The following is a 14081-nucleotide window of genomic DNA, read 5'->3' as shown; positions in this document are numbered from 1 at the left end:
CCCGTTCGCGCCGTGTCGGCGGGGTTGTGCGAAAAGCGGCCCGGGCCAAGCTGGGCACGTGGACGACGACACCGGCACACACCCGCACAGTGACGGGCCCGAGGGCCATGACCGCGCCGCTCGCCTGACCCGCTGGGAGCGCGGCTCCGAGATCCCCCTCGGCATCGCGTCGCTGGCCTTCCTCGCCTCGTACGCCCTCCGCGTCCTGGCTCCCGGCCTCCCCGACACCCTGCTGGATGTCTGTCTGACCGTGACCTTCGCCGCCTGGGGCGTGTTCACCGTCGACTACGCCGTGCGCTGGCGTCTCAGCGGGCGGCGCCTGGGCTTCGTACGGACGCACCTGCTGGACACCGTGGTGCTGCTCCTGCCGCTGCTGCGCCCCCTCAGGGTCGTCAAGGTGTACGAGGCAGTGCAGCGCCGGCACGGCCGCCCCCGGCTCGCCCTGCACGCGCGCGTGATCGTCTATTCCGGCCTGTCGACCCTGCTGCTGGGCTTCACCGGCGCCCTGGCCGTCTTCCAGCAGGAACGCGACGCCCCCGGCACGACCATGCCCACCTTCGGCGACGCCGTCTGGTGGACCTGCGCCACCCTCACCACCGTCGGCTACGGCGACGTGGTCCCGGTCACTCCGCTCGGACGCCTGATCGCGGTCGGCGTGATGGTGATCGGCCTCGCCCTGCTGGGCGCCGTCACCGGCACCTTCGCGTCCTGGCTGCTCCAGGTGTTCGCCCGCGAAGACGACGAAAGGCCCCCGGGGATCTGATCTCCCCGGGGGCCCCGCCGTACGGAACGTCCGGCGTACGGAACGTCAGACCTGCGCCCGCTCCGCCACGACCTTCGCGATCTTCGCGATGGCCTCGTCGAAGGGGATGCCGTTCTCCTGCGAGCCGTCGCGGTACCGGAAGGACACCGAGCCGGCGGACATGTCCTCGTCGCCCGCGATGACCATGAAGGGCACCTTCTGCTTCTGGGCGTTGCGGATCTTCTTCTGCATCCGGTCGGAGGAGGAGTCCACCTCGACGCGCAGGCCCTGCTTCCTGGCCGCGGCCGCGAACTTCTCCAGGTACTCGACGTGCGTGTCGCCGATCGGGATGCCGACCGCCTGGACCGGGGCCAGCCACGCCGGGAACGCGCCCGCGTAGTGCTCCAGGAGCACCGCGAAGAACCGCTCGATGGAGCCGAACAGCGCGCGGTGGATCATGACCGGCCGCTGCTTGGAGCCGTCGGGCGAGGTGTACTCCAGCTCGAAGCGCTCCGGCAGGTTGAAGTCCAGCTGGATCGTCGACATCTGCCAGGTCCGGCCGATCGCGTCCTTGGTCTGGACGGAGATCTTCGGGCCGTAGAAGGCAGCGCCGCCCGGGTCGGGAACCAGCGGCAGGCCCTGCTTCTCGGCGACCTGGCGCAGGGTCTCGGTCGCCTCCTCCCAGACCTCGTCCGAGCCGACGAACTTCTCCGGGTCCTTGGTGGACAGCTCCAGGTAGAAGTCGGTCAGGCCGTAGTCGCGCAGCAGGCCGAGGACGAAGGTGAGCGTCTTGTCGAGCTCCTCCGACATCTGCTCACGGGTGCAGTAGATGTGCGCGTCGTCCTGCGTGAAGCCACGCGCACGCGTGAGGCCGTGCACGACGCCCGACTTCTCGTACCGGTACACGGTCCCGAACTCGAAGAGTCGCAGCGGCAGTTCACGGTAGGAGCGGCCGCGCGCGTCGAAGATCAGGTTGTGCATCGGGCAGTTCATGGGCTTGAGGTAGTAGTCCACGCCCTCGTCGAGCTGCATGGGCGGGTACATGCCGTCGGCGTACCAGTCCAGGTGCCCGGACTGCTCGAAGAGCTTCCCCTTCGTCGCGTGCGGGGTGTAGACGAACTCGTAGCCCTCCTCCTCGTGGCGGCGGCGCGAGTAGTCCTCCATGACCCGGCGGATGATGCCGCCCTTGGGGTGGAAGACGGCGAGGCCGGAGCCGATCTGCTCCGGGATGGAGAACAAATCGAGCTCGGAGCCGAGCTTGCGGTGGTCGCGCTTCTCGGCCTCGGCGAGGAAGTCGAGGTGCGCCTTCAGTTCGTCCTTGGTCGGCCACGCGGTGCCGTAGATGCGCTGGAGCATTGGGTTCTTCTCGCTGCCGCGCCAGTAGGCGGCCGCGTTGCGCATCAGCTTGAAGGCCGGGATCGCGCGGGTCGACGGCAGGTGGGGACCGCGGCAGAGGTCCTTCCAGCACAGGTCGCCGGTCTTGGCGTCGAGGTTGTCGTAGATCGTCAGCTCACCGGAGCCGACCTCGACGTCCGCGCCGTCGTCCGAGGAGGCCGAGCCCTTGAGGCCGATCAGTTCGAGCTTGTACGGCTCGTTCGCGAGCTCCTCGCGGGCCGCCTCGTCGGTCACCACGCGGCGGGAGAACTTCTGCCCCCGCTTCTGGATCTCCTGCATCTTCTTCTCGATGGCCTTGAGATCCTCGGGCGTGAACGGCTTCTCGACGTCGAAGTCGTAGTAGAAGCCGTCCTTGACCGGCGGGCCGATGCCGAGCTTGGCCTCGGGGAACAGCTCCTGCACGGCCTGCGCCATGACGTGCGCGGTGGAGTGGCGCAGGATGTTCAGACCGTCCTCGGAGGAGATCTCGACCGACTCCACGACCTCGCCCTCGGCCGGCGAGTAGGCGAGGTCCTTGAGCTCGCCTCCCACGCGCGCGGCGACGATCGAGCGCTCGCCGGCGAAGAGCTCGGCGGCCGTAGTGCCCGTCGTCACCACGCGCTCTTCCCGCTCGGAATCGCGTTGGATGATCACACGGACGTCTGACACCGGTCTCTCCTGACTGAAGGTGGATGCGGCGCCCATACCGGGAGCGCGCGCAATAGGGGATCGTACCGACCCGGCCCCCACCTCCGCGAAATCAGTCCTCTGGGAAGGACTCCTCGGCGGGCTCGCCGCAGGCCTCCTCGAAGAAGTCGAGATTCTCCTGGAGGGACTTCATCAGCCGGTCCCGCTCGGCCTCCTCGACCTGCACGGGTGCCACTCCGGTGGCCCCGGTGAGCCTGCGGAAGCCGCCCCGGCTCTCCAGCCGGCCGTGCACCCGCACCGGCAGCCCGACGAGGTGGGCCTGCCCGGCGATCCGGTAGGCCTCCTCGTCCAGGGTCAGCCTGAGGTGCGGGATCTCGGCGCCGGCGATCACCCGCAGCCGTACCGACCCGTCCCCGCGCGGGCCCGACCTGCGCATCCGCACGACTGTGCCGGTGATCCGGACCGGCACGGAGGGCTCCTCGCGCAGGAAGCGGGCCCCCGCCTCACGCAGCACGGGCAGGTCGCCCGGCGAGAACTCGACGGCCTCGGAGCGCGCGGCGCACCCTTCGGGCACCCCGGCCGCGGGCGCCCATTCGACGGCGATCCGGGCGCCCTCCGTGCCGCGCACCAGCGCGATCAGCGCCTCGGTGAGTTCCCGGCTGACGCCCGCCTCGACGGCCCCGTCGAAGGCGTCCATGCCGCCGGTGGCCCGCTGGTAGTCGATGGCCTCGCGGGCGGCGTAGAGCGCCTGGTGGAGCCGGACGGCGAGCGGCCGGCCGGTGCCGACGGGCACGAAGGCGGTGAGCCGGCGGCCGCCCGTGGCCGGGCCGACCAGGACGTTGTCCAGGGCGGCGGCTGCCGTACGGCGGTAGCGGGCGCCGTAGTAGCCGGCCCGCGCGCGGGTGGCGAGGGCGCCGGCGAGCAGGGTCTGGCGGGCGGCGGTGCGCAGGTGCTCCTCGACGGTCCAGGGCGCGGCGTCGGCGGGGCCGCTCGGGACGTCCCGCCACCAGCGGATCTCGTCGCTGGGCACGGCAAGGCCGACGAGGACCTCGCGCGCGGAGGGCGTGCCGCTGCGGGACAGGGCGACCAGGGCCTCGCCGAGGAGGTCCCCGCTGTCCGGGAAGGCGCGGCTCTCGGGGACGAGGAGGCTGGTCCCGCTCGCACCCGGTCCCGGTGGCGTCCAGCGGCCGTAGCGCCCGGGGGCACCGCCGCGCCGCTGCCAGCCGTGCCGGTGCAGCAGGGCGCTCAGGACGGCGGGGTCGACCTCGTCGGGGTTCGGCGGACGGTCCCAGTGGGCCTCCGGGTGGGGGCGTACCGCGCGCAGTGGCTCCTCGGTCGGGCGGTGGGTCATGGTCTGCCTCCCGTCCCGACCCGCGTCATGATCTCGCACAGGGCCCGGTCGTCGAAGATGCGGTTGGTGGGGATCCGCACGGTGGTCCGAGTGCGGCCGGTGATCGGGTGGCCGGCCAGGTTGACCCAGTAGCAGCAGTGCCGGAGGTCGAGGCGGTCGTGGCTGGCGCGCAGCCAGTCGTCCTGGGTTCTCGGCACGAGCATGACCACCAGGATCTTGTGGACCGACACCGGGGTGCGGGCGAGTTTGCGCAGGTGGTCGTTGTCGAGGGTGAAGGAGAAGAAGCGGCCCGGGGGGTTGGGCGCGATCTGGTAGGTGCACTTGAGCTGCACCTTGATGGTGACCTCGTCGTCGACGGTGTGTCCGGGCGAGCCGTGGCTGACGTGCCAGTCGATGCCGTTGTCCGGGAAGGGCTGGGACAGCGAGCAGCCGGCCGCCGCCGCGACGGCGTGCAGATATCCCACCTGCAAGGTCTCCATGCAGGCGGTGGTGGCGAGCGTGCCGCGAAGGGGTCCCGTACGTTCGGGCAGCAGCCCGCCCCGCTCGGGCTGCGCTATCGCCATGACCAACAGCCTTCCAAGCCAAGTGACATGCCCGCACAGGGGCCACATGAATCGCACACCGGGCCGCTGAACTGCAAAGACCCGTACTCCTGTTGTGTCCTTCCGGCGTACGGCGCAAACAGCCCGGGTATCACCAAACTGGCAGAAGACGGGGCGTCAGCTGCCGTGGGTGAACGAGGGGTTGTGTAGGTATGACGTGCTGGTACGAAGGGCCCCTGGCCGCTTTCGACACGGAGACCACGGGCGTGGACGTCGAGACCGACCGGATCGTGTCGGCCGCCGTCGTCGTCCAGGACGCGGCGGGCACCCGGCCACGGGTGAGCCGGTGGCTGGTCAATCCGGGTGTACCGGTGCCCGCTGGGGCGACGGCGGTGCACGGGCTGACGGACGAGCATCTCCAGCGCAACGGCCGCTGGCCGGCGCCGGTGATGTTCGAGATAGCCGAGGTGCTGGCGGAGCAGGCGGTGGCGGGCCGTCCGCTGGTGGTGATGAACGCACCGTTCGATCTGACGCTGCTGGACCGGGAGTTGCGCCGCCACCGCGCCTCGTCCCTGGACCGCTGGCTGGACACCTCACCGCTGCTGGTGCTGGATCCGCGGGTCCTCGACAAGCATCTGGACCGCTACCGCAAGGGCCGCCGCACTCTCACCGACCTCTGCGCGCACTACGGCGTGGAGCTGGAGGGCGCGCACGACGCGGCGGCCGACGCGCAGGCGGCGCTGGATGTCGTACGGGCCCTGGGGCGCCGTTTCGCCGCCCGGCTGGAGCGGCTCGCACCCGCGGAGCTGCACAACCTCCAGGCGGTCTGGCATGCGGCCCAGGCCCGGGGCCTCCAGGCGTGGTTCGCGCGCAGCGGCCAGGAGGAACTGGTGGACCCGGCGTGGCCGCTGCGACCGGACCTGCCGGCGGCGGCGTGAAGAAAACCGCTTCATGAAGACATCCATGAAGCGGACCTGTTCATGAAGAAAGCCGGTCCGTCTGTGACGGACCGGCCTTTCCCGGTGGGCGATACTGGGTTCGAACCAGTGACCTCTTCGGTGTGAACGAAGCGCTCTCCCACTGAGCTAATCGCCCGGGAACGCACTGAACAATACAGGTCCCCGCGGCCTTCCTTCAAACCGCTTCCAAGTAGGCGACAAGACCCCGCCGGCCGGCGCGCATCATCAGCCGGTGGTTGGCCAGGAAGACGGGCCGTCCGGGCACCGCGAAACGCCGGAGCAGCGGCTTGTTGACCTCGGTGACCTGGTCGTAGCGGGCGAGCGTGCCCTCGCCGTCCGCGGTGAGGGTCCAGCGCGCCCAGCCCTCCAGGTCCCCCTCCATCGCGATCTCCAGCACGCCGGCCTCCCGGTCGCGCCGCACCTCGCGGGCCGTGAAGACCAGGTCGTACGGCAGCGTGGCGCGGATGGTGATGAGGCCGCTGGTGTCGTCGAGCCGTCGTACCTCGCGGACCTGCGGCCACCAGCGGGGGTAGTCCTCGGCACGCTCCAGCGCGTCGTAGACGGCGGCGGGCTTCGCGGGCAGGGCCCACAGGCTGCGGAAACGGTAGTGGCACCAGTCCATGGGGAGAGTCTGGCATCGGATCCGAGTAGCTCTTGAGTACGCGTACTCATGTCGCCCGCCGTGAGCCAGCCCACACTTCAGGACATGACGAACACCCCGCCCCCGGCCGAGGAGCTGCGGCTCATCGACGCCGAGCTGTGGCAACTGGACGCGCGCCGCACCCAGTTGCTGACCCGTCGGGCCTGGCTGGTCGCCGCGCTCCAGCAGCTCCAGGCGCCTCAGGCCCGCCCGTCGCACCGGCCGCAGTGGCAGGCGCCGAGGCCGCCCGGTTCGACGCCCGCCGCAGCTCCCCGCCCCGACGCGAGCGCACCGAGCGTGCAGAACGTGCTCCTGATCCTCGGCGGCACCCTGCTCACGGTCGCGGCGATGGTGTTCACGCTGGTCAGCTGGGGCCACCTGGCGATCACCGGCCGGGCCCTGGTACTCGGCGCGGTCACCGTGGCGGCGCTCGGCTCCCCGCTGCTCCTGCTGAAGCACGGGCTGCGCTCGACGGCCGAGTCGGTGGCGGGCCTGGGCCTGGCCCTGACGGTCCTGGACGCGGTCGCCCTGCACGGAGCGGTGTTCTCGGAGACCGCCGGCGCGCCCTACACGGCGGTCGTCTCCGCGCTGCTGGCGGGTTCGTGGTGCGCTTACGGCTTCCTGCCGGGCGCCGACACCCTGCGCCTGCCCCGCCCGGCCGCCGTGGTCGCGGCCCAACTCCCGCTGTTCTTCTGGGCGATCGCGGCCGACGCCGGCTCCTACGGGCTCACGGCAGCGCTTCTCGTGACGGCCGTCTCCGACACCGTCCTGGCGCTGCGGGTGACGCGCCGGTCCGTCCGCGTGATCGCCACGATCGGCGCGTACGGCGTGGGCGCCGCGGGCACACTGGCGGCCGGCTGGCTGACCTGGACGGCCTCTGGCCCGAGCGCCGCCGCACGGGCGGCGGCGCTCCTCCTCCTCGCGAGCGCGATCGCGCTGGGCGCCGCCTGGCAGGGCAGCCGTACGCCGACCCGCGTGCCCGGTGCCGAGCACTCCCTCGGTCTCGCCCTCACCGCCGGTCTGCTCACGGTGGCCGCCCTCGGCGGCGTGGCCCGGTCCGCGCTGCCCGCGGTGTGGACGGTCCCGGTCCATCTGGCCTTCGGCATCGCCCTGTTGGCGGCGCTCCGGGCCGACCGGCTGCCGGAGACGGTACGGCGGGGTCTGCTGTGGGCGTCCGGTGCGGTGCAGGCGCTGTCCCTCCTGTGGACGCTGCCCGTGGTCGGCGTGGTCGTGCTGGGGCCGCTCTCCTGGGCCTCGCAGGCGTGGACCGGTACCCCGCCGGACGCCCGCGCCGCGGTGACCGCCAACCTGACCTGGCCGCCGTACGCCGGGACGGTCCCGCTGGTCCTGGCGGCCCTGGCCGGCGTCCTGTTCCTGGCCGTTCGCGACACGACCTGGCGTCCGAGGGCACTGACGGCCGCTCCGATCCTGGTCTGGTCCGCGCTCCTCACCGTCCCGGCGGTACTGGAACTGCCCTACGCGGCAGGCCTGTTGATCCAGGGTGCGACGACCGCGGGTGCCCTTGCGGTGGCCGTGTGGCGGTCCCGGCCCGTCGAGCTCGTCCCGGCGCTGGTCGCCTCCGCGAGTCTCGCCCTCCTGTCCCTCGCCACCCAGCCGGCGACCCTCGTCACACTGGGCGCCCTGGTCGTGCTGTTCGCGGCGGCCTCCTGGCGGGCCGCGGCCGTCACAGCGCCGACCGCCCTCGGATACGCCGTCGCCCTCGCCTGTGCGACCGGCGCCGCCGCCGACTGGTCGGCCCCGCACACGGCCCTGCTCGTCCTGACGGTCCCGGCGGCCGCGGCCCTGCTGGCCTGGCGGCTCGGCGACTCCCCCGCGACCGTGCCGATCGAAGTGACGGGAGCGGCGACCGCGCTCGTGGCGATCGGCATGGCCGTGACCGACCTCCCGATGCTCGCCCTGGTCCTGGCCCTGTGTGCGGTGATCAGCGCGGGTACGGCGATCCGCGAGGACCGCCGTCCCCTCGGCTACGCGGCCGCCGCCCTGTTCCTCCTGGCGACCTGGGTCCGGCTGGCGGCCTGGGAGGTCGGCACCCCCGAGGCGTACACACTCCCGGTCACGATCCCGGCCCTGCTCGTCGGCCACCTCCGCAGGCGGCGCGTCCCGGAGACCTCGTCCTGGACGGCGTACGGCCCGGGTCTGGCCGCCACTCTCCTGCCGAGCCTGGTCACGGCCTGGGGCGACCCCGACTGGACCCGCCCGCTGCTCCTGGGCCTGGCGGCGCTGTCCCTCACCCTGATGGGCGGCGGCTACAGCCTCCAGGCCCCCCTGGTCCTGGGCGGCTCGGTCCTGACCCTGGACGCCCTCCATGAACTGGCCCCGTACATCGTCCAGATGGCCGACGCCCTCCCCCGCTGGGTCCCCCCGGCGCTGGCAGGCCTCCTGCTCCTCGCCCTGGGAGCGACGTACGAGCGACGCATCAGGGATGTCCGAAGAATGCGGGACATCCTAGGAAGGATGAGCTGACTCCCTCAGGGGCGCGGGGAACTGCGCGACCAGTCACAACGGACGCGCAGTTCCCCACCGCCTCAGCCCCTACGACGGCATTCTCTCCCCGAGAAGCGCCAGATTCTCAATGGCGGCGAGCCCGTACAGAGCGGTGTCATTGGTCGACACCCAGGCCGCCTCACTACCCGCCACCAGAGCCACCGGCCCGCTCAACGCCTCCGTCTTCCACGGCGCCGACTCCTTGTAGCCGTCGGAGTTGTAGAACTTGTCCCACGCCCGGGCGGCCAGCTTCGCGTCCCCGGTCTTGACCGCCGCGTACGCGTCGAGCCGCGAGTGCCCCTGGAACAGCAGCAGTGTCCCGAAGTTGGACCCGTACCGCGCCGCCTGCTCGGCCTTCGTGGCGTTGAAGTAGCGGCAGTAGTCGAAGTACGCCTCGTTGAACTTCGGCATGTCGACGAGGTCGATCAGCTCGGCGCACAGCTCGTTGAGCCCGAACACCGCGGACAGATGGGACACGCCCACGACGGGTGCCGAGGCCACGGCGAAGCGTCCGGTGTCGAGGTCGTAGAGCCCACCGCCCTGCACGAACCCGTTGGGCTGGGCGGCGATGCCCTCCATCGTCGACAGCACGCGCGCCTTGGCCTTCTCCCACTTGGGCCCCTTGCGCTCCCACTCGGTCAGCCACGCCGACACCAGCCCGCTCCAGTCCGTGCCGAAGCCGATCGACAGGGCGTGCCGGTCGGGCGTGTACGGATCGGTGCGTACCTTGCGCAGCGGGTCGAGTACGAGGAACGTCTCGTCGGAGTCGACGTTGGCGTGCATGAGGTCGCCGACCCGCTCGTCCGCGGTGAGGAAGTAGTAGTAGCGACGGTACGTCGTGTTGGCGATGCGCTGCTGCTTGGCGCTGTCGGCGTAGTGCTGGACACCGTGCCGGGTGCCGAGGCCCGCCCACTTGCCCAGGTGGTAGACGTCGACCTCGCCGGTGTGCCGGGTCATGGACTCGGCGAACCGGAAGATGTCCGCCCGGCCGGACCTGAGGTAGGCGAACCAGAGCCAGAGGTCGGGCGACAGTTCGGAGTTGTCCCAGGCGTAGCCGCCGATGTCGTAGCGCCACTGGTGCCGGACGGTGTCGTAGGTGTGCATGATGTCGCCGTGGTCCCAGAAGCCGTACCAACGGCGTTGCTCCACCTGGTCCTTGTAGTAGGTGAAGAGGAAGTCGAGGTGGTCCTCGATCCTCGCCTTGGCCGGGGTGGAGCGGTCGGGCTCGGAGTACAGGCCCGGCCCGAAGACCTTCGCCTTGATGAGCTGCTTCGGCGGCGCGGCGAGCTGCGGCAACACCCGTACGGCCGCGACCTGTTCGGCAAAGGTCTCGGGCGTGGGCGTGGACTCGTTGGCCCAGAACAGCAGTTCCGAGGTGCGGGCGATGCCGTAGGGCGTGCCGAACTCGGGTTCGTAGTCCTCGTAGGTGATGTTGAGGCCTTCGAGCTGTTCGGCGAAGGTGTCCTGGCCCATGCCGTCGTGGTAGAAGCGCAGGTCCATGGGCTGGGCCTCGGGCGACCAGAGCCAGAGGGTGACCTCGGCCTCGTCGGTCTGGGCGTCGCGGATGTCGAGCTGGGAGGGGTGACGTTCCCAGAAGTCCCGCAGTCCGAAGGAGAGTCCGCCGCTCGCGCCACCGACGTAGCCGAATCCGGAGGCCCGCCGCCCGCCGCCGGCGCCGATCCAGCCGTGGCCCTTCTTGGTGCGCTTGCGCAGGGTGAAGCCGTCGGCGGAGAGCTGGGAGAGGGTGTAGTCGCCCCACTCGGGGATGTACTGGAGCCGGGTGGTGACCCGCTGGTCCCAGGTGGCGGGGTCGGGCAGCTTCCGGCCCGCGTACTGGGCCTCCTGCACGGCGATGCCGGGGTCGCGGCGCAGTCCGGTGATGCCCTTGACGGCCTCGCGCAGCAGACCGGTGCCCTCGCCGCCGATGCGGATGTGGCGGTCGTAGGCCTGGTCGCGCATCGGCACGGTGAAGCGGACGCCGAGGCCGCGGATGAAGTCGCCGCTCGCCTTGCCGGGCTCCTGCGTGCCGTCGTAGGTGATCGTGTGCACCATGCGGAAGGAGTCGGCGCCCGCGTAGAAGTAGAGGCGGATCGAGAACGGCAGCCAACTCCGCTTGCCCTTGCGGTGCTTGCCGTCGATCCTGACGACCGCGCGGACCGGGCCCGGCTGCTCGACGGTGACCTCGGAGACGGCCCCCTCGAAGCGCTCGGTCCTGACCGTGCCCTGGTCCTCGTCCTCGATCTCGGGCTGGCGGATCAGGACCAGCCGGCCGTTCCTGGCGATCTCGGTGGAGCCGCGGGTGACGGACTTGACGATCGTGGCGCCCGAAGTGCCGATCTTCGCGGTGATGACCCCGGTGGAGACGGTGACCGTGCCGCCGCTTCTGTCGACGGTGACCTTCTTGTCGGGTACGGCGGCCTCTCCGGCGGTCAGGGAGAGCTTGCCGTGGCCCGAACTGACGGCGTGGGCGGTCCACTTGAGCGATCCGTCCGGCCAGTAGGCGAGCGGCCAGGACTGGACCGGTACAGCCCTGCCGTCCGCGTCGGTGACCGCGAACTTCTGGCCCTCCTGGTGGACGCCTCTCGGCCAGGGGACACCGACGGTGGAGCCGGGCGCGGCGCCGAGGCCGCCGTCCTCGAGCCAGTCCAGGGTCACGGGTGAGTCGTCGGCCTCGGCGGCTCTCGGCGCGGCCTGCGCGTCCTTGGCCCCTAGCGCCCAGCTGAACTGCGCGGCGGCTCCGGCGACTGCGGCGGCTTTGAGGAGGGACCTGCGGGGGATGGGGGACATGGCCGTTCCTTTCCATGGGCGAGCTGGTCAGGGGCATGACAGAGGGGGTGCGGTGCGCACGACACCGCCCTTGTGGTGAGGGCGGGGGCTCGTCAGCGGCGCCGGTGGCGCTCCTCCACGGCGACGGCCGCCGCCGCGAGGGCTCCGAGCACGGGAACCGCCAGCGGTGCGAGGAACCCCGCGGTCAGGGCAACGACCGCCAGCCCGGCGACGATAAGGAAGGAACCTGCCGGGTCGCGCACGGTCCGCCGTACGGCGTCGGCGAGCAGCGCCCGCCAGGAGGCGCCCGGCGTCCAGACCGCCGCGGCGCGCAGCCCGGCCACCACGAGGCCGATCAGCGCGAACAGTCCGACGGCCCCGACGAGCGGGCCGCCGGGGATCCCGGCCCGGGCGGCCTGGACGTCCACCCATACCGCGGCCGCCGCGGCCCACCCGGCGAGCCCGACGAGCCACCCGTGGCGCACGGCCGCACGGAAGTCCGCGACGAACTCCCGCCAGCCACCGCCTTCGTGGCCCGTGCGGCGCCGCAGATGCCGGGCGCCTGCGGCGAAGGCCGCGGGGTAGGTGACCAGCCCGAGACTGGCCACGGCGATCCACACGCCGGTGAGCAGGGCCTCGGCGAAGACCGCGAAGCGCTCACCGCCGAACACCGACGCCCTGCGGGCCTTCACACGTGCTCGCGCCATGCTGACCGCCTCACTTCAGTCCGGACGTGGCCATGCCGTCGATGAGGTAGCGCTGGAAGGCCATGAAGAAGGCGATGACCGGGATCAGCGCCACCAGCGACATCGCGATCATGCTGCCGTAGTTGGAGATGCCTTCCTGGTCGCGGAACATCATCAGGCCGAGGGAGACGGTGTACTTGTCGGGGGTGTTGAGGTAGATCAACGGGCCCATGAAGTCGTTCCACGCGTTGATGAAGGTGAAGATCGCGCTGGTGATGAGGGCGGGCCGGCACAGCGGCAGCACGATCGACCAGTAGGTGCGCAGGTGCCCGCAGCCGTCGAGTTTCGCCGCCTCGTCCAGCTCGCGTGGCAGCCCGCGCATGAACTGCACCATCAGGAAGACGAAGAACGCCTCCGTGGCGAGGAACTTGCCGGCCACGAGCGGCACCAGCGTGTCGACGAGTTCCAGCTTGCGGAACATCACGTACTGCGGGATGAGCAGGACGTGGTACGGCAGCAGCAGGGTGCCGATCATCAGGGTGAACAGCAGGTTCCGTCCGGCGAACCTGATCTTGGCGAAGGCGTAGGCGGTCAGCGAGCTCGACAGCACCACCCCGGCCACGGCGAGCCCGGCGTAGGTCAGCGAGTTGAGGAAGAAGGTGCTGATGGAGATGCCGGAGATGCCGTCGGCGAGTCCGGAGAAGTTCGCCCACACCGGCTTGGCCGGCAGCAGCTCGATGCTGGCGATGATGTCCTTGCTCGGCTTGAACGAGGCACCGAGGACCCAGATCACCGGGTACAGGATGACCGCGAGGACGACGAGCGCGCCGAGGTGCCAGGCGAGCGATCCGAGGCGCCGCCGCTCGTTCGCGGTGCGCACGGCAGGGCTGGTGGCGGTGGTCACTTGGCGGCCTCCTCGTAGTGCACCCATTTCTTCTGCGACCAGAACAGAACCGCCGTGACCAGGGCCACCGCGAGCACCAGCGTCCAGGCCATGGCGGCGGCGAAGCCCATCTGGGCCTCCTTGAAGCCTTTCTGGTAGAGGTAGCAGGTGTAGACGAGGGTGGCGTCGGCCGGCCCGCACTGCGTGTTGGAGACGACGTACGCGGAGCCGAACACCTGGAACGCGTGGATGGACTCCAGCAGCACGTTGAAGAAGAGCACCGGGGAGATCATCGGCAGGGTGATGTTCCAGAACCGCCGCACGGGCCCGGCCCCGTCCATCTCCGCGGCCTCGTACAGCTCCTGCGGGACCTGTTTCAGACCGGCCAGGAAGATGACCATCGGCGCCCCGAACTGCCAGACACTCAGGGCCACCAGGGAGTAGAGGACGTAGTCCGGGTTGCCGATCCAGCCGCCCACGTCGACGCCGAAGACCTTCTGCGTACGGTCCACGATCGCGTCGTCGGAGAACAGCGCCCGCCACACGAAGCCGACGGAGACGCTGGCCCCGATGAGCGACGGCATGTAGAACGCGGCCCGGTACAGGCCCTGTCCGCGCCGCTTCTGCGCGAGCAGCATGGCGACGCCGAGGGCCAGCAGCAGCTTGAGCGGGGTGGCCACGACGACGTACTTGAGCGTGACCTCCACCGACTTCTGCCAGCGCGGGTCCTGGAACATCGTGGTGAAGTTGTCGAGGCCGACCCACTCGGGCGGCGTGAACAGGTTGTACCGGGTGAACGCGTAGTACAGCGACGCGATCATCGGCCCTGCCGTGAGCAGCAGGAACCCCGCGATCCAGGGCGACATGAAGAGATAGCCGACGAGGTTCTCACGGCGCCTCCCGTGCCGCCCGGCGACGGGAGCGGCGGACCGCTTCCCGGCCGGGCGCACGGGCGCTTCCTTGACGAGCGTCATGGTGGTACGTC

General features: G+C 70.9%; 11 protein-coding genes and 1 tRNA gene. 3 read left to right on the top strand and 9 right to left on the bottom strand.

Annotated elements, in window-relative coordinates; all coding sequences use genetic code 11:
• The first annotated feature begins 58 nt into the window (after positions 1–58).
• Positions 59–763, top strand: coding sequence for a potassium channel family protein (locus IF54_RS0122390; protein ID WP_051735499.1), 705 nt, complete (start codon positions 59–61; stop codon positions 761–763).
• Between the two features lie 45 nt (positions 764–808).
• Here IF54_RS0122390 and thrS read toward each other — a convergent pair whose 3' ends face one another.
• From thrS to IF54_RS0122375, 3 genes are all read right to left on the bottom strand, one after another.
• The gene (thrS, locus tag IF54_RS0122385) at positions 809–2785 is read right to left on the bottom strand and encodes a threonine--tRNA ligase (protein WP_030321432.1); all 1977 of its coding nucleotides are present in this window, start codon (positions 2783–2785) and stop codon (positions 809–811) included.
• 91 nt (positions 2786–2876) lie between these two features.
• Positions 2877–4115 (bottom strand): hypothetical protein, encoded by a 1239-nt coding sequence (locus IF54_RS0122380; protein WP_030321430.1) that lies wholly within the window; start codon positions 4113–4115, stop codon positions 2877–2879.
• Positions 4112–4678, bottom strand: a complete 567-nt coding sequence (locus tag IF54_RS0122375) for a DUF4365 domain-containing protein (RefSeq protein WP_030321429.1) — start codon at positions 4676–4678, stop codon at positions 4112–4114. Before IF54_RS0122375 ends, IF54_RS0122380 begins: the two co-directional genes overlap by 4 nt.
• Positions 4679–4869: 191 nt before the next feature.
• On the opposite strand from IF54_RS0122375, the gene IF54_RS0122370 reads away from it, so the two are divergent.
• Entirely contained in the window at positions 4870–5595 is a 726-nt protein-coding gene (locus IF54_RS0122370; protein ID WP_030321427.1) for a 3'-5' exonuclease, read from the top strand.
• A gap of 85 nt (positions 5596–5680) precedes the next feature.
• Here IF54_RS0122370 and IF54_RS0122365 read toward each other — a convergent pair.
• Positions 5681–5752 (bottom strand) — tRNA-Val (locus IF54_RS0122365).
• Between the two features lie 39 nt (positions 5753–5791).
• Entirely contained in the window at positions 5792–6238 is a 447-nt protein-coding gene (locus tag IF54_RS0122360; protein WP_030321425.1) for an SRPBCC family protein, read from the bottom strand.
• A gap of 84 nt (positions 6239–6322) precedes the next feature.
• Here IF54_RS0122360 and IF54_RS0122355 point away from each other — a divergent pair, with 84 nt between their 5' ends.
• On the top strand, positions 6323–8740 hold the full coding sequence (locus IF54_RS0122355; RefSeq protein ID WP_234439033.1) for an SCO7613 C-terminal domain-containing membrane protein: 2418 nt from the start codon (positions 6323–6325) through the stop codon (positions 8738–8740).
• A 69-nt stretch (positions 8741–8809) separates the two neighbouring features.
• Here IF54_RS0122355 and IF54_RS0122350 read toward each other — a convergent pair whose 3' ends face one another.
• From IF54_RS0122350 to IF54_RS0122335, 4 genes are all read right to left on the bottom strand, one after another.
• On the bottom strand, positions 8810–11548 hold the full coding sequence (locus IF54_RS0122350) for a hypothetical protein (RefSeq protein ID WP_030321422.1): 2739 nt from the start codon (positions 11546–11548) through the stop codon (positions 8810–8812).
• A 92-nt stretch (positions 11549–11640) separates the two neighbouring features.
• A complete protein-coding gene (locus IF54_RS0122345) occupies positions 11641–12234 on the bottom strand; it encodes a hypothetical protein (RefSeq protein ID WP_030321419.1) in 594 nt (197 codons plus the stop codon).
• Between the two features lie 10 nt (positions 12235–12244).
• Positions 12245–13117 (bottom strand): carbohydrate ABC transporter permease, encoded by an 873-nt coding sequence (locus IF54_RS0122340; protein WP_037820395.1) that lies wholly within the window; start codon positions 13115–13117, stop codon positions 12245–12247.
• Positions 13114–14070 carry a carbohydrate ABC transporter permease gene (locus tag IF54_RS0122335; RefSeq protein WP_030321414.1) on the bottom strand — a complete coding sequence of 319 codons (957 nt, stop codon included), beginning with the start codon at positions 14068–14070 and terminating at the stop codon, positions 13114–13116. The genes IF54_RS0122340 and IF54_RS0122335 overlap by 4 nt, the downstream gene beginning before the upstream one ends.
• Positions 14071–14081 lie beyond the last annotated feature (11 nt).

The organism is Streptomyces sp. NRRL B-3229 (assembly GCF_000719505.1).
Lineage (GTDB): Bacteria > Actinomycetota > Actinomycetes > Streptomycetales > Streptomycetaceae > Streptomyces > Streptomyces griseorubiginosus.
This window is presented reverse-complemented; position numbering and strand designations above follow the sequence as displayed.

Bases quoted from the DNA above. Each gene is read 5' to 3' on its own strand.
- IF54_RS0122380 (WP_030321430.1), bottom strand. From the start codon at position 4,115: ATGACCCACCGCCCGACCGAGGAGCCACTGCGCGCGGTACGCCCCCAC.
- IF54_RS0122375 (WP_030321429.1), bottom strand. From the start codon at position 4,678: ATGGCGATAGCGCAGCCCGAGCGGGGCGGGCTGCTGCCCGAACGTACG.
- IF54_RS0122370 (WP_030321427.1), top strand. From the start codon at position 4,870: ATGACGTGCTGGTACGAAGGGCCCCTGGCCGCTTTCGACACGGAGACC.
- IF54_RS0122360 (WP_030321425.1), bottom strand. From the start codon at position 6,238: ATGGACTGGTGCCACTACCGTTTCCGCAGCCTGTGGGCCCTGCCCGCG.
- IF54_RS0122355 (WP_234439033.1), top strand. From the start codon at position 6,323: ATGACGAACACCCCGCCCCCGGCCGAGGAGCTGCGGCTCATCGACGCC.
- IF54_RS0122350 (WP_030321422.1), bottom strand. From the start codon at position 11,548: ATGTCCCCCATCCCCCGCAGGTCCCTCCTCAAAGCCGCCGCAGTCGCC.
- IF54_RS0122345 (WP_030321419.1), bottom strand. From the start codon at position 12,234: ATGGCGCGAGCACGTGTGAAGGCCCGCAGGGCGTCGGTGTTCGGCGGT.
- IF54_RS0122335 (WP_030321414.1), bottom strand. From the start codon at position 14,070: ATGACGCTCGTCAAGGAAGCGCCCGTGCGCCCGGCCGGGAAGCGGTCC.